This is a genomic window from Phorcysia thermohydrogeniphila, assembly GCF_004339575.1.
Taxonomy (GTDB): Bacteria; Aquificota; Aquificia; order Desulfurobacteriales; family Desulfurobacteriaceae; genus Phorcysia; species Phorcysia thermohydrogeniphila.
In genome coordinates, this window is sequence record NZ_SMFV01000005.1 from 149,319 (window position 1) to 168,209 (window position 18,891).

At 46.4% G+C, this 18,891-nt stretch carries 20 protein-coding genes; 10 read left to right on the forward strand and 10 right to left on the reverse strand.

Annotated features, from left to right (window positions below; genetic code table 11):
• Positions 1-51: 51 nt before the first annotated feature.
• Genes CLV27_RS07555 through CLV27_RS07565 form a run of 3 tightly spaced genes read left to right on the forward strand, consistent with a single transcriptional unit; the run spans position 52 to position 5,692 of the window.
• Positions 52-3,558, forward strand: a complete 3,507-nt coding sequence (locus CLV27_RS07555) for a 4Fe-4S dicluster domain-containing protein (protein ID WP_132527443.1) — start codon at positions 52-54, stop codon at positions 3,556-3,558.
• A 13-nt stretch (positions 3,559-3,571) separates the two neighbouring features.
• Positions 3,572-4,771, forward strand: a complete 1,200-nt coding sequence (locus tag CLV27_RS07560; RefSeq protein WP_132527445.1) for a porin — start codon at positions 3,572-3,574, stop codon at positions 4,769-4,771.
• A gap of 9 nt (positions 4,772-4,780) precedes the next feature.
• Positions 4,781-5,692, forward strand: a complete 912-nt coding sequence (locus CLV27_RS07565) for a transglutaminase-like domain-containing protein (RefSeq protein ID WP_132527447.1) — start codon at positions 4,781-4,783, stop codon at positions 5,690-5,692.
• Here CLV27_RS07565 and CLV27_RS07570 read toward each other — a convergent pair.
• From CLV27_RS07570 to CLV27_RS07585, 4 genes are read right to left on the reverse strand one after another with little or no spacing between them, the layout of a single operon-like run.
• On the reverse strand, positions 5,689-6,423 hold the full coding sequence (locus tag CLV27_RS07570) for an OmpA/MotB family protein (protein ID WP_132527449.1): 735 nt from the start codon (positions 6,421-6,423) through the stop codon (positions 5,689-5,691). The genes CLV27_RS07565 and CLV27_RS07570 overlap by 4 nt on opposite strands.
• Positions 6,424-6,435: 12 nt before the next feature.
• Positions 6,436-7,137, reverse strand: a complete 702-nt coding sequence (locus CLV27_RS07575) for an OmpA/MotB family protein (RefSeq protein ID WP_132527451.1) — start codon at positions 7,135-7,137, stop codon at positions 6,436-6,438.
• A gap of 3 nt (positions 7,138-7,140) precedes the next feature.
• On the reverse strand, positions 7,141-7,902 hold the full coding sequence (locus tag CLV27_RS07580) for a motility protein A (protein ID WP_132527453.1): 762 nt from the start codon (positions 7,900-7,902) through the stop codon (positions 7,141-7,143).
• Between the two features lie 46 nt (positions 7,903-7,948).
• Positions 7,949-9,322 carry an FAD-binding oxidoreductase gene (locus CLV27_RS07585; protein ID WP_132527455.1) on the reverse strand — a complete coding sequence of 458 codons (1,374 nt, stop codon included), beginning with the start codon at positions 9,320-9,322 and terminating at the stop codon, positions 7,949-7,951.
• Between the two features lie 74 nt (positions 9,323-9,396).
• Here CLV27_RS07585 and CLV27_RS07590 point away from each other — a divergent pair, with 74 nt between their 5' ends.
• Positions 9,397-9,657 (forward strand): DUF4911 domain-containing protein, encoded by a 261-nt coding sequence (locus CLV27_RS07590; RefSeq protein ID WP_243644914.1) that lies wholly within the window; start codon positions 9,397-9,399, stop codon positions 9,655-9,657.
• Position 9,658: 1 nt separating this feature from the next.
• On the opposite strand, the gene CLV27_RS07595 is transcribed toward CLV27_RS07590, so the two are convergent.
• The 6 genes from CLV27_RS07595 to deoC are packed head-to-tail and all read right to left on the reverse strand — an operon-like array spanning position 9,659 to position 13,589.
• Entirely contained in the window at positions 9,659-10,375 is a 717-nt protein-coding gene (locus CLV27_RS07595) for a pseudouridine synthase (protein ID WP_132527457.1), read from the reverse strand.
• Positions 10,372-10,791, reverse strand: coding sequence for a hypothetical protein (locus CLV27_RS07600; RefSeq protein ID WP_132527459.1), 420 nt, complete (start codon positions 10,789-10,791; stop codon positions 10,372-10,374). The genes CLV27_RS07595 and CLV27_RS07600 overlap by 4 nt, the downstream gene beginning before the upstream one ends.
• Positions 10,784-11,194, reverse strand: coding sequence for a hypothetical protein (locus tag CLV27_RS07605; RefSeq protein WP_132527461.1), 411 nt, complete (start codon positions 11,192-11,194; stop codon positions 10,784-10,786). Before CLV27_RS07605 ends, CLV27_RS07600 begins: the two co-directional genes overlap by 8 nt.
• 11 nt (positions 11,195-11,205) lie before the next feature.
• Positions 11,206-12,123 (reverse strand): GTPase Era, encoded by a 918-nt coding sequence (era, locus tag CLV27_RS07610; RefSeq protein WP_132527463.1) that lies wholly within the window; start codon positions 12,121-12,123, stop codon positions 11,206-11,208.
• Entirely contained in the window at positions 12,101-12,985 is an 885-nt protein-coding gene (gene ribF / locus CLV27_RS07615) for a riboflavin biosynthesis protein RibF (protein WP_243644915.1), read from the reverse strand. Before ribF ends, era begins: the two co-directional genes overlap by 23 nt.
• On the reverse strand, positions 12,927-13,589 hold the full coding sequence (deoC, locus tag CLV27_RS07620; RefSeq protein ID WP_132527467.1) for a deoxyribose-phosphate aldolase: 663 nt from the start codon (positions 13,587-13,589) through the stop codon (positions 12,927-12,929). The genes ribF and deoC overlap by 59 nt, the downstream gene beginning before the upstream one ends.
• Positions 13,590-13,647: 58 nt before the next feature.
• Here deoC and CLV27_RS07625 point away from each other — a divergent pair, with 58 nt between their 5' ends.
• Genes CLV27_RS07625 through cmk form a run of 6 tightly spaced genes read left to right on the forward strand, consistent with a single transcriptional unit; the run spans position 13,648 to position 18,629 of the window.
• Positions 13,648-14,397 (forward strand): pseudouridine synthase, encoded by a 750-nt coding sequence (locus CLV27_RS07625; RefSeq protein WP_132527469.1) that lies wholly within the window; start codon positions 13,648-13,650, stop codon positions 14,395-14,397.
• Between the two features lie 41 nt (positions 14,398-14,438).
• Entirely contained in the window at positions 14,439-15,188 is a 750-nt protein-coding gene (locus CLV27_RS07630; protein ID WP_132527471.1) for a hypothetical protein, read from the forward strand.
• Between the two features lies 1 nt (position 15,189).
• Positions 15,190-15,987 (forward strand): 3-deoxy-8-phosphooctulonate synthase, encoded by a 798-nt coding sequence (gene kdsA, locus CLV27_RS07635; RefSeq protein ID WP_132527473.1) that lies wholly within the window; start codon positions 15,190-15,192, stop codon positions 15,985-15,987.
• Positions 15,977-16,639, forward strand: coding sequence for an endonuclease III domain-containing protein (locus tag CLV27_RS07640; RefSeq protein WP_207891610.1), 663 nt, complete (start codon positions 15,977-15,979; stop codon positions 16,637-16,639). Before kdsA ends, CLV27_RS07640 begins: the two co-directional genes overlap by 11 nt.
• Entirely contained in the window at positions 16,639-17,976 is a 1,338-nt protein-coding gene (locus tag CLV27_RS07645; RefSeq protein ID WP_132527475.1) for a nicotinate phosphoribosyltransferase, read from the forward strand. Before CLV27_RS07640 ends, CLV27_RS07645 begins: the two co-directional genes overlap by 1 nt.
• The gene (cmk, locus tag CLV27_RS07650; RefSeq protein ID WP_132527477.1) at positions 17,961-18,629 is read left to right on the forward strand and encodes a (d)CMP kinase; all 669 of its coding nucleotides are present in this window, start codon (positions 17,961-17,963) and stop codon (positions 18,627-18,629) included. The genes CLV27_RS07645 and cmk overlap by 16 nt, the downstream gene beginning before the upstream one ends.
• Positions 18,630-18,891 lie beyond the last annotated feature (262 nt).

The following is an 18,891-nucleotide window of genomic DNA, read 5'->3' on the forward strand; positions in this document are numbered from 1 at the left end:
TAGAATTCTAACCCAATCTGTTTTACTACTATTCTGATGAGGTTGTAAGCTATGGATAGGAGGGAGTTTTTAAAACTTGCCGGTTTTACCCTTTTGGTTGGAGAGCTCTTTGATTTAAAGACAGCCGGTGCTAAACAGGCTTTTAGGCCGGTTCTGATTTTTGACCAGTCAAAGTGTATGGGCTGTAAGGCCTGTATGGCCGCCTGTCAGCTTGAGCACGGCCTTGAGGATTCCCCGGAAGTTCTACTTTTCAGGATAGGGGAGAGAGAAGTTGGAAGGTTCCCTAAGGCAAAAATAACTTTCCACCAGCAGGATATCTGTAGGGAGTGTCTTGACCACCCCTGCGTCTTGTCCTGTCCTTTCGGGGCGATATCTGTTAGGAAGGGTGGAGTAGTCACCATAGATGAAGAGAAATGTACGGGCTGTGAGAAGTGTCTTTCGGCGTGTCCCTTTGGGGCAATATCTTTGAGGAAAGATGGAAAAGCAGTTAAGTGCAACTTCTGTTTTGACAGGGTAGTCAAAAGGGGCGATGTTCCAAGGTGCGTGGCCGTCTGTCCCTCTGGAGCTCTCGTCTTTGGAAATATTCTGAATCCAAAGGGGGCGCTGGCAGAGCTCTTAAAGGCGCGTCTAGAGCTTTCCCGTCTCCTCCTAAAACACCAGCAGGCGGAGCTCCTAAACAAAACAGCACCTTCTAATCCTTACCTCTATCCGGAGACTAAGAAACCGGAAGGGGAGAGGATAGTCAATACTGTTTGTCTTGCCTGTAACGCAAGGTGTGGCCTAAGGGTTACCGTAAAGGGTAACAGGCTCGTTCAGGTAGATGGAAATCCCTACCACCCCTACAACCGGGGAGGAAAGGAGATACCCTACGAGACTCCTTTAAAGGAGAGCTTTGAGTTCTCGGCAACTACCTGTGCAAAGCCCCAGATGGATAACGACTACCTCTACAACCCCTACAGGATAACTCAACCCTTAAAGAGAATCGGCAAGAGAGGAGAGGGCAAGTTTAAGCCTATAAGCTGGGAACAGCTGATAAGGGAAGTTTCAGAGGGAGGTTACCTCTTTAAGGAGATAGGGGACGACAGATACTACCCCGGGATAAAGGACGTTCTCTCTGACGAGCCGGTAGACCCGGGAGCTCCGGAACTCGGCCCAAAGCGCAACCAGCTCGTCTGGTTTACGGGGCGCTCTCAGGGAGGAAGAAGCCACTTTATAAAGAGGTGGGTCTTTAACGCTATCGGCTCAAAGAACTACATAGGCCACACCGATATATGTGGCATCGGCTTTAGGATGGGTAACTACGCCCTCTCTGACGGTAAGCAGGTTGAGTTTAAGGCCGACTACTGGAACTGTAAGTACATGCTCGTTTTCGGCTCTAACATCTACTCAGCCCAGCAACCGGGAGTTAACACCTCAGGAGCAATAATTGCGAGGAGGATAGCCTCCGGCGAACTAAAGCTCGTTCTCGTTGACCCGAGAGCTCCAAAGGCAATAGCCCACGCCCACGACTGGCTTCCCGTTAGACCTACAAAGGACGGAGCTCTCGCAATGGGGCTTATTAGAGTAATGCTTGAAAAGGGCTGGTACGACAAAGACTTCCTCTCAATCCCCAATAAGTCCGTTGCTGAAAAGAAGGGAAGGAACGTCTACACCAACGCCACTCACCTTGTTGTAGTTGATGAGGGAAGGTTCTTAAGGGTGAAGGACCTTTCTGGACTTAATGGCAACCCTGAAGACGAAGTTGTCGTAGACCCTGAAACAAAAAGACTAGTCCCTGCAAGCTCTGCTAAGGAGGGACTCTTAGAGTGGGAGGGAGAAATAAACGGCCTTAAGGTAAAAACCGCCTTCCTCCTAATGAAGGAAAGCGTTATGGAGCATTCCCTTTCCTTTTACGCTAAGGAGAGCGGAATACCTGAAGAGAAGATTAAGAAGATTGCAAAAGAATTCTGGGAACACGCTCCTTACGCCGTTGCCTTTGCCTACCACGGAGGTGGAAACTACGTTGGTGGAACTTACGCAAGCTATGCCCTTTCTATGCTCAACGTCCTCGTTGGAAACATAAACAGGAAAGGCGGCTACCTCTGCCGTGGTAAAGGTGCGGCAAAGTGGAGAACCGGCCTTTACGACCTTAAGAACTTCCCCGGCATGAAAAAACCTAAGGGGGTGAAAATCTCAAGGGAGAAAGCCCGTTACGAGGATACAACCGAGTTTAAAAAGAAGGGTTACCCCTCTAAGCTTCCGTGGTTTCCCTTCACAAAGGGTGGCCTCTCAGTTTCTGCAATCTCCGGTATAGACCGGAAGTACCCCTACCCGATAAAGGTTCTCATTGCCTACTTTTCAGACTTCATCTACAGTATGCCCGGAGGAAGGCGTTTCATAGAGACGGTAAAGGACCATACAAAAGTTCCCCTTTTTATCTCCATAGACACGACGATAAACGAGACGAACGTCTATGCCGACTACATCGTTCCCGATGTTATCTACCTTGAGGGTCACTACGGCTTCTTAACGCCCCACGCACCCGGCTGTCAGTTCACTGCTGTAAGGACTCCTGTTCTTGAGCCGTTGGTAGGAAAAACAAAGGACGGTAGGCCCTTCTGCCTTGAGACCTTCCTCATAGACGTTGCAAGGCACTTAAAGCTTCCCGGTTACGGTGAGAAAGCTATACCGGGTAAGGACGGAAAGCTCTATCCCCTTGTAAGGGCTGAGGACTACTACTTACGTGGAATTGCAAACCTTGCCTTTAATGCAAAGGTAAAGGATGCTCCTCCTGAGGAAGTGGCCTTTGTTGAGGAAAACTACCCCGTTGCAAAGCACAAAAACATCCTCTCACAGGGAGAGTGGAAGAAAGTCTGTACGGTCCTTGTTAGGGGTGGAGTCTTTAGACCTACGGATTCTGTGTTTGATGAGAGGGGTAACTTCAGCTTTGGAATTCCAAAGGTGTTTATCTGGAACGAAAAGCTCGGAACAAGCCGTAACAGTTTAACCGGCGAAAAACTCTGGGGAACTCTCCGCTACTATCCATCAACCGATTACTTTGGAAAGTTAATTGAAGAGATTGACAAGGAATATCCTTTCACCGTGATCACCTATAAGTCTGCTCTCCATACTCAGTCAAGGACGATATGTTACAACCAAGCTCTCGTCTATGAGCCCGATTTCCAACTTAAGATGAACCCTCTGGACGCCGAGAGGCTTGGCCTAAAAGATGGAGACAGGGTAAGGGTTTACTCAAGGTCAAACCCAGAAGGGGTTATTACTACACTCAAGCTTACAGAACTTGTCCGTCCGGGGACAGTTGCTTACTCCCACCATTTTGGTCACTGGCAGCACGGTGCATCTCCCGTTTACGTTGAGAACGCTAAAAAAGTCTTCCTCGGGGGTGATAAGGTAACTGACGGTAACTACACTAAGGTTGACCCGAGAAGGGGCTTAGGTGTTACAATGAACCTTCTAACAAGGCTTGATGAGGGACTTTACAACCTTCCGTTGGTTGAGCCTATAGCTGGAATTCCGGACTTTAGCAGTACGAGGGTGAGGATAGAAAAAGTAAAGTAAGGCTGGAGGCGCCATGAGGAAGTTACTTACTGCTCTAAGTATCGCGGTGCTAACAGTTTCTACGGCTTCTTCTGCAGAAATCACCAATCAGGAGATACTTCAAAAGCTACAGGAGCTAGAAGCAAAACTTAAAAAGCTTGAGGTAGAGAATAAAAGGCTCAGGGAGCTCCTTGAGGAAAAGGGCTCTACCCTGATAGCTGCAAGGAAGAAAACCAAAAAACTCAAAGTAACCGGAAGGGTTCTTTTTAGGTTTTCACAGACTGCCGACATTGACGAGTCTGGAGGAAAGTCAATTTACGGCGACCCCGGTAACGGCTTTACGGTGAGAAAAGCACGGGTTAGGTTTCACGGGAAGTTAAACGATAACGTTTCCTATATGATTCACCTGAGGGCCGATAGGGGTAGCCAAGTAGAGCTCTGGGATGCTTACGTTAAGTACTCCTTTGACTCAATTCCCCTGTCTATAAAGATGGGACAGTTTAAAGTTCCGCTTTCTATGTCTTACCTAAAGTCGGGGACGGAGCTCTGGTTCCCAGAAAGGCCAGTAGCGGTTAACAAGATAGCGCCGGTCTGGAGGGACGTGGGTTTAGAAGCCACTTGGAAAGTTTCACGAGCCCTGAAACTTTCCGCCTCTGTCCTCAACGGAGAAGGTTGGAGTAGCGATAAGATTTATAACAGCGATAAAAAATACGCATACGTCTTTTCAGCCGATGTTACACCAGTTGACAATGAAAGTCTCAGGTGGAGAGTAAGAGTTGGTTATGAGGTGGGAACGGACGCTTACTCCAAGCTCATATACACAAAGTACGATGCCGTTTCTGTGGAGAGACGCCTCTTAGACGTAGAAACGAGGCTTGACCTAAGGTCCTTTGGACTCTCCTTAGAGGGAGGCTTCCTCTACGACAATCCGCAGGATGCTGTGGACAGTTCTGGCAGTAGCGTTCAGCTTGGAGACGCTAAGGGCTACTACCTTCAGGCAGACTACGCACTTCCTTCCGTTAAGGGACTTCACCTCGTTGGCCGTTACTCTTGGCTTGACCCGAACGACGACGTTGATGACAAGTACGACGTTGACTACACCTCCCTTGGCTTTTACTACCTAATTAACGGTTGGCAGGCAGCTATAAGGTCTGCCTACATCTTTGCAAACGAAAGACACGGAGAGGAGGTTGATAACGACCTCTTCGTAACGGAGTTCCAGCTCCTCTTTTAGAGGTGAAAAATGAGAAGGCTACTTTTAGCAGCTCTACTCCTGTTTACCTCTCAGGCCTTTGGAGCTACGTATCAGCTTACTGAAGAGGTAGATATTAAACCGCAGCCGGATGCTAAGCTTATAGAGGTTTGGGTCCCCATCCCCTACGAGAACCCTTGGCAGAAGATAAAGAGCATTAAGGTTGAATCTCCCTTCCCCTACCTCTTGCAGGAAGAGGAGGAGTACGGCAACAGGTTTCTTTACATCCGAAAGGAGGGAGGACTGAAAGAGCCTGTTAGGGTTAGGGTAGAGGTGGTTGTAGAGAGGGATGAGCTAAAGCCGGTTAAAAGAGCCTCTTCTGTCCCCCTTAGATACTACCTATCGGACAGGCTTGTTCCTGTTGAAAAGTTTAAAAAAATGGCGAAAAAGGTTACGGCAGGGAAAAGAACGGCAGTTGAAAAGCTTAGGGCTATCTACGATTATGTTGTAGCGAATATGAAGTACGATAAGTCCGGAAAAGGCTGGGGAAGGGGCGATGCAATCTGGGCCTGCGACGCAAAGAGGGGCAACTGCACCGATTTTCATTCTCTCTTCATAGCCCTTTCAAGGGCTTCTGGGATTCCAGCCCTCTTTGAGATAGGCCTTCCCGTAAACGGTGATGGAGAGGTAAAGGGATACCACTGCTGGGTTCTTGCATTCCCTGACGGTTACACTTACGGTATAGACGCCTCAGAGGCTGCAAAGCACCCGGAAAAGAGGGAGTACTTCTTTGGACACCTGTGTGATAAACGGATAGGGATAACGAGGGGAAGGGACATTCTCCTTAATCCTCCGCAGCATGGCAGTAGGCTTAATTACCTCTACAAACCTTACGAGGAAGTTGACCTTACGCCGGTAGATGGCTTGAACGTCAGGTTTTACCTTAGGGAGCTCTCTCCTTAGCTCCCTTTCCCCCGTGTTGGGGGCTTTTCCTTTTTCTGAACTTCAACCTTTTTTTCTTCCTTCGGTTTAGCAACCTCTATGTATATCTCAACGCGCCTGTTTCTTGCCTGTAGTATAGGATTCCTCCAAGTGTAGAGTGGCCTCGTGTTCCCGTACCCGACGGCTTCAAGCCTTGAAGGGTCTACACCTCTGGATGCGAGGTATTTTGCGACAGCTGTTGCCCTTCTAATTGAGAGGTCCCAGTCGTCCTGAATGCCGGGTATAGGCTTTTCCGGCTCATCCTTCCCTGTGTGCCCTTCTATCCTTACCCTGTAGTTTCCGGGAAGTCCCTTTATGACCTCTGCTAACTTGGCTAATGCCTTCTTGGCCTCTGGGGTGAGCTTAAATGAGTTTGGTTTGAATAGAACTTTGTTAAAGAGGCGGACGAGGATATACTCTTCTGTGACGACGATTTGATAACCGTGAACGGGGAGAATCCTTTGAATTATCTTCTTTATTTTCTTTGCAATGTCTGTGGTGTATATCCTTATCGGTTTGACTACCGAAAGCTTTTCAAAGGTCTTGGCTTTCTCTCCTTGGAAGTAGGAAAGGAACTTAATAGCTTGAGTTATGTCAAGCGTACTCATGGAATACAGGAGAATAAAGAAGGTCAGTAGCAGGGACATCAAATCACTAAAACTTGTGAGCCACGCTGGAGCTTTTTTACACTCCTCTTTTTTCCTTCTTGCCATTTCTCCTTTCCGTTACATCGGCAGGTGAATGATTACCTCTATCCTTCTGTTTTTGGCTCTACCTTCTGGTGTATCGTTAGAAGCTATTGGTCTATAAGGGCCACATCCGGCTGCTGAGAGTTTTTTGGGATTGTACCCGCACTGAATGAAGAGTCTTAGAACGGAAGTAGCCCGCGCTGCGGAGAGCTCCCAGTTTGATGGAAACCTCTTTGACCTTATTGGTCTGTTGTCTGTATGCCCTTCTATAGTTATTGGAAGGTCAAACTCTTTAAGCTTTTTGCAGATTTCCATTATTAGAGGGATGGCTTCTCGGTAAGGTTTGTCACTTCCAGATGGGAAGAGCTTGTCAGTATTTATCCTTAGTCTAATGCTTGTCCCATACTTTGCTACTTCTGAGTTAATTCCCATCCTCTGTAACATTTTCCTTATTTCGTGGAGTTTTTCTTCTATGGCCTTTCTGGACTTAAGCTTGGGATACATATCGGGAAATTGTATAGGTACTTTTCTGCCCTGAATTACCCTTTCTTCATGGATAACGTAATGACCTCCGAAAGCTTCAACTATTCCTTTTATTGCTTGGTAGAACTTCTCAAGGGAGATGGTGCTCATGGAGTAAAGGAGGATGAAGAAAGTTAAAAGGAGGGACATTAGGTCGCCGAAACTTGTAAGCCATGCCGGAGGAGCTTTACACTCCTCCTTCTTTCTTCTTGCCATCCATTAACCCTCTTTAATTTCAACGCCGAGCAGTCCTGCTAACTTCTGTTTTAGTATGTTGGGGTTGATACCTTTTTCTATTGCTTCTGCGGTGAGTAAGTAAGCTTCTAAGTATAGGAGTCTCACATCTTTGTAGTACTTAAGCTTCTTTGATACTGGAATACAGAGGGCGTTTGCGAGGATAGCACCGTAGAGGGTTGTAATCATAGCTACGGCCATTCCGGGACCTAAGGCTGATGGGTCGGAGAGGTTCTGAAGCATCTGAATCAGTCCAATAAGAGTTCCAATCATTCCAAAGGCGGGGAACAGGTCTCCGAGGGACTCCCACACAGCTACTTCCGTTGAGAGCTTCTGGTCTATCTGTGCCATAGCGCTTTCGGCTGTACTCTTTATCTCCTCTATCTCAAGGCCGTCAATTAGCATCCTCATAATGTCGCCTAAGAAGGGGTCTCTACCGTAGAAGTTGTCAATATCGGCTTCAAGGGCAAGGATTCCCTCTTTCCTCGCTTTCTTGGCTATGTCTGTTAGAAAGTCTATCGTTTCAATTGGGTTTGGAAGTCCGGGATTGATGGCTTTTAGTATGGCTTTAAAGCCATTTATGAACTCTCCCAGCGGGAATCCTGCCATTCCCGCTGAGATACCGCCGCCGACGGTAATGAGGAGGGATGGAATGTTGATGAACGCTCCGGGACTTCCACCTATGACGATTGATATGATGATGAGTAGAAACGCACCGCCGATACCTATCAGGGTTGCTATATCCATCTACTTCTTCTCCACCCCGAGTATCTTGAATTTCATTCTAACATTTTTAAAGGTCAAAGATTTTTCCCGGGTTTAGTATGTTGTTGGGGTCAAGAGCTCTCTTCACTGCCTTCATCTTTTCCAGAGCGTCTTTTACTTCCAGAGGAAGGAATTCCTTCTTCATCCAGCCTATTCCATGCTCTCCAGAGACAGAGCCTTCAAGCTCTAAAGTAAGTAGAAAGACTTCCCTTACAGCTTCTTTTACTCTATCTTCCTCGTGTGGCTCATACATAAAGTTCACGTGAATGTTCCCGTCTCCTGCATGACCGAAGTTTACAACCATCAGGTTATACTTATCGGCAATTTTGTAAACATTTTTAATCAGTTCGGGGATTCTGCTTCTGGGGACAACGACGTCCTCGTTTATTTTCTTTGGCTTTAGCTGAACAATAGCCGGAGAAACTGCTCTCCTTGCGTTCCAAATGGCCTCTCTTTCTTTCGGGTCAGAGGCGATTTTAACTTCTATTGCACCAGCCTTTTTGCATACATCAATAGCTCTATGTATCAGCTCATCAACAATTGCCTCGTAGCCGTCAACTTCTATGATGAGAAGGCCTTCTGCGTGGGTAGGAAGACCAATTTTTGCATAGTTTTCAACGGCAACTATTGAATTTTTGTCAAGGAATTCGCAGGCAGTAGGTATTACCTTTACTTTAAACATGTCGGCAACGGCCTGAGCAGCCTGCTCAACCTTCGGGAATATGGCCATAGCCGTTCTTACAGCTTCGGGAGCAGGTATCAGTTTTAGGTAAGCCTTTGTGATAAAGGCTAAGGTTCCTTCCGAACCTACTATCAGGTCTTTCAGGTTGTAGCCGGCGACAGACTTAACGGCCTTTGAGCCGAGGTTTGCAACAGTTCCGTCTGCAAATACTACCTCAAGTTGCATTACGTAGTCCTTTGTAACTCCATATTTAACGCACCTTGGGCCTCCAGCGTTTTCGGCTATGTTGCCGCCAATTGTTGAGAACTTGTAGCTTGAAGGGTCTGGTGGATAGAATAGCCCCCTCTTCTCAACTTCCTTCTGGAGGTCGTAAGTTACAACTCCCGGCTCTGTTAGAACGGCTAAATTAGCCTCGTCTATTTCAATTATCCTGTTCATCTTTTCTGTTGAGACAACAATTCCCCCTTGTAGGGGAGCAGAGCCTCCCGTGAGTCCTGAGCCTGCTCCGCGGGGGTATACGGGAATCCTGTTTTCGTTGGCAAAGCTCAAGATTTTCGCAACGTCCTCTGTGTTTTCTGGAAAGACGACTGCGTCGGGAATTCCCTTGTATCCGGTAGGCGTTCCATCGTAGGCGTAAGAAAGTCTCCAATCTATTGAACCTTTTACTTTTTCCTTTCCGACGAGCTTTTGGAGCTCCTTAACAAGAGTTTCCTGTTTCAATTAACTTACCTCCTCTGTGCTTTCTAAGGTGTAGTATAACTCATTGGCAATAATCTTGGAGTCAGGAGGTTAACGTGAAACCACTTATGAAGGGAAGGAACCTTCTCTGCAAGGTGGATGTAAAGGACATTGCCTTTATTAATGCCATTTTTGAGTGGTATCACGAGGTTGCGACAGTTAGGACAAGGGATAGGAAAAAGGGACTGATAGAGCTCTGGGTAGCTCCCGACTTTTACGAGGATGCCCTTAAGGCCGTTAACTACTTAAAAGAGGAAGGATTCGTTAAGGAGTTTGAAGTTCTTGAGGAAGTTGGAGACAACTGGCACAGGGAGTAGTTTACCTTAGGCCGACGAGCTTCTTTAGCTCCTCAAGCTCTTTAGGAGTTAGACTTCTAAACTCGCCAACCGGGAGCTCCCCGAGCTCCAAGTTCCCAAACTTTACCCTCTTTAAGTACTTTACCGGGTGTCCTATACGGCTAAACATCCTCTTTACCTGATGGTACTTTCCCTCTGTTATCTCAATCTCCACCTCTGAAGAGTCCTTACCGGAGCTAAGAATTCTTACTTTAGCAGGTTTAGCCTTAAAGTCCTTAAACTCCATTCCCTTCCTTAGTGGTTCAAGCTCTTCCTCCTTTACCTCTCCCTCAACTACGACGTAGTAGACCTTTGGGACTTTCCACTTTGGATGGGTTAGCCTGTGGGCAAGCTCCCCGTCGTTGGTTATGAGGAGAAGGCCTTCAGTGTCCTTGTCAAGCCTCCCGACGGGGAAGAGCTTTTCTGGACGGGGGATGCCGGCAAGGAGCTCCATAACCGTCATTTCCCTATCCTTTGTTGACGTAACGTAGCCTCTTGGTTTATTGAGAATTAAGTAGTAGTCCTTCTCGTACTCAACAAGCTCCCCGTCAACCAGAACCTCGTCTTTTTCCGGGTCAACCTGAAATTTGGGAACGGTAACCACTTCTCCGTTGACAGTGACGTGTCCCTTCATTATGAGTTTTTTCACCTGAGAGCGTGTTCCAAACCCCGCTTCTGCGAGGAGTCTATCAAGCCTCATTTTTCCTCCGTTTGTTTCCTGACTACAAAAAAGCTAACCGACAGCCAGTAGGAAGCGAAGAAGGTTATGAAGTTAATGAAAACGGATAGCACCTGAAACAGCTTTTCCCTCTCTATGAGGGGAGCTAAGGCACTCTCAGTTCCTACGGCGAGAACCAGAAAGGTAAGTAGTTGAACTACAAAAGCCTTTGCAACGTTAGTATTTTTAACGTCCTTTGAAAAGAAGAGTCTAACCGATTGTCTGAAACTGAAAAAGAGCGCTAACGCGGTAAACGGAATAATAAACGCTAAAATGAAAGCAGGCTTAATGTGGAGGTTTCTCACTCCAAAGTACATTATTCCGGAGTTTAGAAGACCCAAGAAGAGGTAGATAAATAGGTAAAAAGCAGCTCCTCGGATGTAGGATAGGTTATCCATTTCTTTCCTCTTTTAGGAGAACTTTCTGGAGGGAGAGCTTAAAGGTGATATAGATAACTAAGAGTTCAACGTTGAGGAAGATAAAAACCGCTACTGGCGGTTTCTTTACTAAGTGAGCGAGAGCCTGAAAAGAGAGGACGGATGCGATTAGAAAAGGTATAAACTGGTAAAGCCATGCCTTTGGTATTTTCCTCTCATCAACGGGCTTGCTGAGAAACTTTGTTACAGCAAGCCTGTAGGTAAAGTAGAGGACTACTGGCGTTGATACGTAGCTAAAGAGCGTCCCAGCTGTGGCTGGGAGGCCAGCTTTCATCATTAGAACCATAACGAGGCTGTTAAACATGAAGATGAGGACAAAAGAGTAAGCGTAAACGGCAAAAGCCTTAAGAAAAGAGTTTTCCATAGCATCCCCCGTTAAAGCGTATATCCAAGACCCCTAAGCTGTTCAGCCCTGTTCCTCCAGTCCTCCTTCACCTTCACCCAGAGCCTAAGGTATATCTTCTTGCCGAGGAGCTGCTCAAGCTCTTCCCTTGCAAGTATTCCTATCTTCTTTAGCTTCTGTCCACCTTTACCGATGATTATCGCCTTCTGTGAATCCCTCTCTACGATGATGTCGGCGTCAATTACAAGCATATCCGGGTTTCTATCTCCCGGCTTTATGCTTATTACCTGAACAGTCGTTGCGTGGGGGACTTCATCCCGGGTTAAGAGCATGATTTTTTCCCTGATTATCTCTGCAACGAACTGCTCAAGGGGCATGTCGGTAATCATGTGGTCTTCGTAGTACTTTGGACCTTCTGGGAGGTACTTGATGATAAGGTCAAGGAGCCTGTCAAGGTTTGTTCCCCTCGTTGCAGAGATGGGGACTATCTCGCTTACAAATGGGAAGCTCTTGTGAATCTCATCTATGAGCGGGAGGAGCTCCTCCTTTGGAACTCCGTCAATCTTGTTTATGACCACCATAACGACGGAGTCTTTCCTCTTTTCCTCTCCAATCTTTTCAAGTATCTTCCTGTCGGCCTCTGTGAGTCCTGCCCTTGCGTCAATTAAAAAGAGTATTACGTCGGCGTCGGGTACTACGCCAAAGGCTATCTCGTTCATGTAACGGTTTAGCTCAAACTTTTCCTTGTGGATTCCGGGTGTATCTAAGAAGACAATTTGACCCTCTTTCATGTGTTTGACGCCAACAATCCTGTGCCTTGTCGTTTGAGGCTTGTCTGTAACGATGGCTACCTTTGTCCCAAGGAAGTTGTTGAGAAGAGTTGATTTCCCAACGTTTGGCCTTCCAAGGATTGCAACGTAACCCGACTTAAACTTCTGCTGCTCTTCCAACGTTATCCCTCCAATAGCGTTTTAGATTTTCTACATCAAATTTAATCTGTTTTTTCAGCTCTTCAATGGAGTTAAACCGTTTTTCTGGTCTAATGAACCTTATGAACTCAACTTTTACCTTTTTGCCGTAGAGCTCCGGCAGTTCCCTGTCCGGCACGTGAACTTCAAGCCTCCTTTCTACGCCGTTAGATACCGTCGGCCTTACGCCTAAGTTTGCAATTCCTCTTAGCGTTTCTCCGTCTAGTGTAAGGGCAACCTCATAGACGCCGTTAGGAAGGAGTATCTCTTTTTGTGGGTGAACGTTAAGTGTCGGGTAGCCTAAGTCCCTACCTAACCTGTCGCCCGGAGTAACTGTCCCTAAGCAGAAGTAGCTAAAGCCCAAGAGTTTATTAGCCTCTTCCACTTTTCCTTCTTTGAGGAGCTCCTTTATCCTACTGGTGGCTATCTTTTCACCGTTTGCTTTTTCCGTCTGAACGGTTATGACCTCAATCCCGAACTTTTCTCCAAGCTCCTTTGCCGTTCTGACGTTACCCTTTCTGTCTTTACCAAACCGCCAGTCCTCTCCGACGATTAGAACTTGGCAACCGTTCCTTTTAAGGAACTGGAAAAACTCCTGAGGTGAGAGTTCCCTAACGGCTGAAAATGGCAAGTTAAGGAGCTCCACACTCAATCCTTTCGCAATCTCTTTTCTTTCCTCTTCAGAAAAGACGGTAAACTTTTCCTTCTTGATGGATACGATGAGAACCTTATCGCAGAGCTCCTTTGCTCTTTCAATCAGCTTCCTGTGTCCCCTGTGGAAGGTTTCAAACTTCCCTACTATGCAACACCTCTTCTGCGATTCTTGTAGCTGAGCTTGTTCCAATTCTGTCTGCTCCCAGCTCAATGAATTTCTTTGCATCCTGTAATGTTCTTATTCCTCCTGCAGCTTTTACCTTTGCCTTGCTTCTTGCGCAAGAGACTAAGAGCTCTACGTCTTCCGTTGTAGCTCCGTAACTTCCATAGCCTGTAGAGGTCTTAAGGTAGTCCCATCCCGTTTCAACGGCGAGTTTGCAGAGAGCTCTCTTTTCTTCCTCTGTTAAATAGCAGCACTCAAAAATAAGCTTTAAGATACACCCGTTGGCAAGTTTTCTGATTTTCGCAAGCTCATCCTCTACCCTCGCCCAATCCCCCTCTTTAACGGCGGATAGGTCCACTACTACGTCAAGCTCTCCTGCTCCCCTTTCAAGGGAAAGTTCTACCTCTTTTAGTTTAATCTCTGTTGGAACTGCCGAGAGGGGGAAACCTATTACCGTGCAAACCCTTTCCGTTGGAAGTATTTCCCTTGCAACTGGAATGTGCTTGGGAAATACACAGAGGGTGGCGAAGCCGTACTTCTTTGTCTCCTCAGCAGCTTCTAAGATTTTCTCAGGAGTTACAGTGGCCTTCAGGACGGAATAGTCTATCTTAGATAGAATCGCTTTTGTCATGATTCCTCCAAAAATTCTATAACGATTAAAATTCTATACCATATGAAGGAGGCTAAGGATGCGTTTGAATAAATTCCTTGCGTATGCTGGACTTGGTGCAAGACGTAAAGTTGAGGAGATAATAAAGCAGGGAAGAGTAACCGTTAACGGTGAAGTAGTTGAAAGCCCTGCCTACGACGTTGACCCGAAAAAGGACGTTGTAAAGGTTGACGGAGAGAGGGTAAGACTACCGAGGAAGTTCGTTTACATAATGTTCAATAAGCCTCAGGGCGTCTTAACGGCTATGGAGAGAGCCCCCGGCGACAAGCGTCCAATCGTTGCAGACTTCTTCAGGAAGTATCCCGTTAGGCTCTTCCCCGTCGGAAGGCTTGACTACAACACCGAAGGCCTCCTCATAATGACGAACGACGGAGAGCTTGCCGATAGGCTCGCCCACCCCCGCTATCACGTTCCAAAGACCTACATAGCCAAGGTCAAAGGTAGGGTAACGCCGGCAGAGATTGAGAGGATGAAGAAGGGAGCTCTCTTAGTTGACGACAAGGGTGAGAGGTTCTTCATAAAGCCCCTTGACGTTAAGCTCCTAAAGCCCACAAAGACCGGCAGAAATACCTACGTCCAGATAACCATAGACAGCGGTAAGAACCGCGTCGTCAGGCGTTTCTTTGACAGGTTTGACCACGGTGTCCTTAAGCTAAAGAGAATAGCCATAGGGCCTCTGAAACTTGGAGACCTTCCTAAGGGGGCTTACAGGGAACTTACTCCGGAGGAGGTTAAGAAACTAAGGAAGGCTGCAGGGCTGGAAGAGTAACTGATGAAGATGGAGGTAACTTAAAAATTGAGGGGGTAGTTATGGAAGTTTGTGAGAACATAGGTAAAAACGGGCAAATTTACTTCTATTCGGAGTTTTGTGGTAGTTTCTCGAGGAGCTTGCATGGTTTTTTTGTAAAGGCTGTAAAAGCTTTTGCTGGTGTTTCTATGAACTTCGTGAGGAAATATGATGATTTCCCTTTCGTTTATGGAGAGAAAGCCCTACCTTCAGTTCTTATTCCGGCTTTTAAGGAAGCCTCCGACTCAGGGATTGTGTTTTCGGAGTATCCAGTTGATAGGAAGAAAGTTATTAGTAGGATAAGAAATGAAAAAGATAACTGTAAATTAGGTAGAGTGGATTATTTAGTGTTTCATAAAGGGAAAGAAATTCTTATAGAGACTAAACTAAGTTGGGTTTCCTATAACTCTCTTATGAAGGAAAAAGGTATAGTAAAGAGACATGTAAAGCTACTGGGAAGAGCCCTTGAACAGATAAGGAGTATTAAATGGGGGAAAGAAGAAGAGTCTGAAAAAGTTGCTTTTATGGTCGTCCCTGTTTACTATCCCAGCAATACTATAGAAGACTTTAAGAAAAACATAGATTCTACTTTAGGGGAAAAGTTATTCGAGGAAAGCTACCACGAGTTATTAGCGTATATTAAAAACTTTTTGAGCGAATTCCAACCTTTTGTGGGGTATTGGGTAGTCCCAACTCCTCATGAGTACTATATAGAGTGGGAAAGGAGATTTGAAGCTTATCCCTATGTTTTTTTCATAGGAGGAAGGGTTTGAAATGATTGTAATTGCTGGTCCTTGTGTTATAGAGGACAGGGATACTCTTTTTGAAGTTGCTGAAAGTGTTAAAAGGTTAAAAGAGAGATATCCGGAGCACACCTTTATATTTAAGGCTTCCTTTGACAAGGCAAACAGGAGCTCCATAGATTCCTACAGGGGCCCCGGTCTTGAGAAAGGGCTTTCCCTCTTAAGAGAAGTAAAGGAAAAATTTGGACTTCCCGTTACTACCGACATTCATGAAAGCTGGCAGGCAGAGCCCGTAAGCGAAGTTGTTGACGTTATGCAAATTCCGGCTTTCCTCTGTCGCCAAACAGACCTTTTAGTTTCTGCGGCCAAAACCGGAAAGACGGTAAACGTAAAGAAGGGACAGTTCATGTCCCCTTGGGATATGGGGAACGTTGTTGAAAAGCTCACAAGGAGCGGTGCTAAGGAAGTATGGTTAACTGAGAGGGGGACAGTTTTCGGCTACAACAACTTGGTTGTAGATTATCGCTCTTTTCCTGTAATGAGGAGCTTTGGAGTAAAGGTTTTCTTTGATGCCACCCATTCGGTTCAAAGGCCCGGGGGGCTTGGAAAGTCAAGTGGGGGGAACAGGGAGTTTGTTCCCTTCCTCTCAAGGGCTGCTGTGGCAGCTGGCGTTGATGGACTCTTCTTTGAGGTTCACCCAGAGCCAGATAGAGCTCTCTCCGACGGTCCGAACATGCTTGACCTAAAAACTTTTGAGGAGCTAATAGGAAAGCTCCTTAAACTTAACGCCTTCGTTGAGGAAACCTTCGGAGGTAGTCTTGGAGGTTAAAGCTGACAAAATTCACAGGATAGTTGAGATACTCCGGAGGGAGAAAGAAAACTGGAACGTTCCCATCGTTACCCTTATGTCCCAGACGGACAGAGACCCTTTCAAAATTCTCGTTGCTACCGTCCTTTCTTTACGGACGAAGGATGAGGTAACTGCAAAGGCAAGTGAAAGGCTCTTTAAGGTTGCCGATACGCCGGAGAAAATCCTAAAGCTCAAAGAGGAGGAGATAGCCTCCCTCATATATCCTGTCGGTTTTTACAGGAGAAAAGCAAGGAACCTAAAAGAAATCTGCCGTATTCTCGTTGAAAAGTACGGCGGAAAAGTCCCTGACGATTTGGAAGAGCTCCTTAAACTTCCCGGTGTTGGCAGGAAAACGGCAAACCTTGTTATCACCCTTGGCTTTGGAAAACCCGGTATCTGCGTTGATACCCACGTTCACAGGATTATGAACAGGATAGGCTACGTTGAAACTAAAACTCCAGAAGAAACAGAGTTTGCCTTGAGGGAGAAACTTCCCAAGGAGTACTGGATAGAGATAAACGACCTTTTAGTTTCACTCGGTCAACACATCTGCCATCCGGTTTCACCTAAGTGTTCACAGTGTCCCATAGAGCCTTACTGCGATAAAAGAGGCGTTAAGAGGAGTCGGTGATGAGGACTTCTCCCCTGTTTACCGACCTCTACCAGCTAACTATGCTTTGTGCTTACATTGATAACGGCAGGAAAGAGAGAGCAGCTTTTGAGTTATTCGTAAGGAAACTTCCCCAGAACAGAAACTATCTTGTCTATGCGGGACTACAGGATGTTGTTGATTTTGTTGAAAATCTCCAATTCTCTTCAGAAGACATAGACTACCTCCACTCCCTTAAACTCTTTCCCGATTGGTTTCTTGACTTCTTAAAGGAGTTTCGCTTTACAGGCGATATCTACTCTATGAAGGAGGGAACTCTATTCTTTCCTCACGAACCTGTCTTGAGGGTTGAAGCTCCTATATACGAAGCCCAGCTCCTTGAGACTGCAATTATGAACCAGATACACGTTTCATCCCTCATAGCCACAAAGGCAGCTCGGGTCTTTTCCGTTTCCCGTGGAAAGCTCCTTGCAGACTTTTCCCTCAGGAGGACTCACGGCTACGATGCCGGAATGAAGACGGCAAGGAGCTGTTACATTGCAGGGTTTAGTGCAACCTCTAACGTTCTGGCAGGAAAACTCTTAGGCATTCCTGTTGTTGGAACTGTTGCCCACTCCTTCATAATGTCCTTTGAGAAAGAGGAGGAAGCCTTTAGAGCTTACCTTAAGACCTTTCCGGATAACTCTATTCTCCTCGTTGATACCTACGATACCCTTGAGGGCATAAAAAAGGCCATAGAGGTAGCAAAAGAGCTTAAGGCAAAGGGCTTTAACCTTAAAGGAATCCGCCTTGACAGTGGTGATATAGTGGAGCTCTCAAAAGTAGCAAGGGAGCTCCTTGACTCTGCCGGCTTTAAGGAGGCAAAGATTATCGTCAGCGGTGGCCTTGACGAGTATAAGATTGATGAGATTCTGAGGGCGGGAGCTCCCGTTGATGCTTTTGGTGTAGGAACAAAAATAGGGACGTCAGCCGATTCACCTTACATAGACTTTGTCTACAAACTCGTTGAGCTTGATGGAAAGCCCGTAATGAAGACGAGCACAGGCAAAAAGATGTATCCCGGCAGGAAACAGGTATTTAGGAAGGAAAACTGTGATATCCTTGCCCTAAACGATGAAAAACTTGAGGGAACGCCACTATTAGAGCCCGTCATTAGGGACGGTAGGGTCGTTAGGGGGCTCCCAACGTTAAATGAAATAAGGGAATACTTCGTTGAAGAGTTCTCTAAGTTTCCAGAAGAGCTTAAAGGCATCCACACCTCCTTTAACTATCCTGTTCTGATTTCTGAGAGGCTTGAAAACCTTTACAAGGAGCTAAGAGAGAAACTCCTTGGAGGGAAACGTTGCCAGAGCCCATGATAATCACGATAGACGGACCTGCAGGAGCTGGGAAAAGCACCGTTGCCAAGGAAATATCACGGCGTTTCGGTTATTTCCACTTGGATTCTGGAGCTCTATATAGGGCCATAGGTTATGCCTGTAGCTTGAAAGGAGCTGACTTAAACAACCTTCAAGAGGTTATCTCCGTTGCCAAGAGTATAAAAATAGAGCTTACAGAAGAAGGGAAGGTAATTCTCAACGGCAGGGATGTAACTTGGGAGATTAGAAAACCAGAAGGTGGCTACTTAGCCTCTCAGGTTGCCCGCTTTAAGGAAATTAGAGAGGTAGTAGTAGAGCTCCTTAGAGAGATGGCAAAGGGCAAAAAGATAGTCATTGATGGAAGGGATGCAGGTTCTTACATCTTTCCTGAGGCAGACCTTAAAATCTACCTAACGGCTACTCCAGAAGAAAGGGCTAAGAGAAGGTATGAGGAACTTAAAAAGAGGGGCTTTAACGTCTCATACGAAGAGGTGCTGAAAGAGGTTGTGGAGAGAGACGAGAGAGATAGAAACAGACCCTTTGCACCCCTTGTAGTTCCAGAGGGAGCTATTGTTATAGATACAACAGGAAAAAGCCTTGAAACAGTTATTTCTGAGATATCTCAGCTTATAAAAAATGGAAATGACTGTTGACACCTCTTTGACTTTTGCCTATATTAGCCACCGTCAAAATTGAAAGGCCTTCAAAGAGGCCTTGACAGAAGAAGCGCCGCGGAATAAATTAAGACCCCGCGCATCGCGACAGGTCTTTGACAGGAGAATAAGGGGCACGCGCCTGCGGAGGAAGGCTTAAAGCCCACTAAGGGCTTTTGATTGAGGTGAATTCCGCAGGTTTGTGATATTTTTGCTGGAGAGTTTGATCCTGGCTCAGCGCGAACGCTGTCGGCGTGCCTAA

Excerpts from the sequence above, each read along its gene's own strand:
- CLV27_RS07555 (WP_132527443.1), top strand. The coding sequence starts at position 52 with ATGGATAGGAGGGAGTTTTTAAAACTTGCCGGTTTTACCCTTTTGGTT.
- CLV27_RS07560 (WP_132527445.1), top strand. The coding sequence starts at position 3,572 with ATGAGGAAGTTACTTACTGCTCTAAGTATCGCGGTGCTAACAGTTTCT.
- CLV27_RS07565 (WP_132527447.1), top strand. The coding sequence starts at position 4,781 with ATGAGAAGGCTACTTTTAGCAGCTCTACTCCTGTTTACCTCTCAGGCC.
- CLV27_RS07570 (WP_132527449.1), bottom strand. The coding sequence starts at position 6,423 with ATGGCAAGAAGGAAAAAAGAGGAGTGTAAAAAAGCTCCAGCGTGGCTC.
- CLV27_RS07575 (WP_132527451.1), bottom strand. The coding sequence starts at position 7,137 with ATGGCAAGAAGAAAGAAGGAGGAGTGTAAAGCTCCTCCGGCATGGCTT.
- CLV27_RS07580 (WP_132527453.1), bottom strand. The coding sequence starts at position 7,902 with ATGGATATAGCAACCCTGATAGGTATCGGCGGTGCGTTTCTACTCATC.
- CLV27_RS07595 (WP_132527457.1), bottom strand. The coding sequence starts at position 10,375 with ATGAGGCTTGATAGACTCCTCGCAGAAGCGGGGTTTGGAACACGCTCT.
- CLV27_RS07600 (WP_132527459.1), bottom strand. The coding sequence starts at position 10,791 with ATGGATAACCTATCCTACATCCGAGGAGCTGCTTTTTACCTATTTATC.
- CLV27_RS07605 (WP_132527461.1), bottom strand. The coding sequence starts at position 11,194 with ATGGAAAACTCTTTTCTTAAGGCTTTTGCCGTTTACGCTTACTCTTTT.
- deoC (WP_132527467.1), bottom strand. The coding sequence starts at position 13,589 with ATGACAAAAGCGATTCTATCTAAGATAGACTATTCCGTCCTGAAGGCC.
- CLV27_RS07625 (WP_132527469.1), top strand. The coding sequence starts at position 13,648 with ATGCGTTTGAATAAATTCCTTGCGTATGCTGGACTTGGTGCAAGACGT.
- CLV27_RS07630 (WP_132527471.1), top strand. The coding sequence starts at position 14,439 with ATGGAAGTTTGTGAGAACATAGGTAAAAACGGGCAAATTTACTTCTAT.
- kdsA (WP_132527473.1), top strand. The coding sequence starts at position 15,190 with ATGATTGTAATTGCTGGTCCTTGTGTTATAGAGGACAGGGATACTCTT.
- CLV27_RS07645 (WP_132527475.1), top strand. The coding sequence starts at position 16,639 with ATGAGGACTTCTCCCCTGTTTACCGACCTCTACCAGCTAACTATGCTT.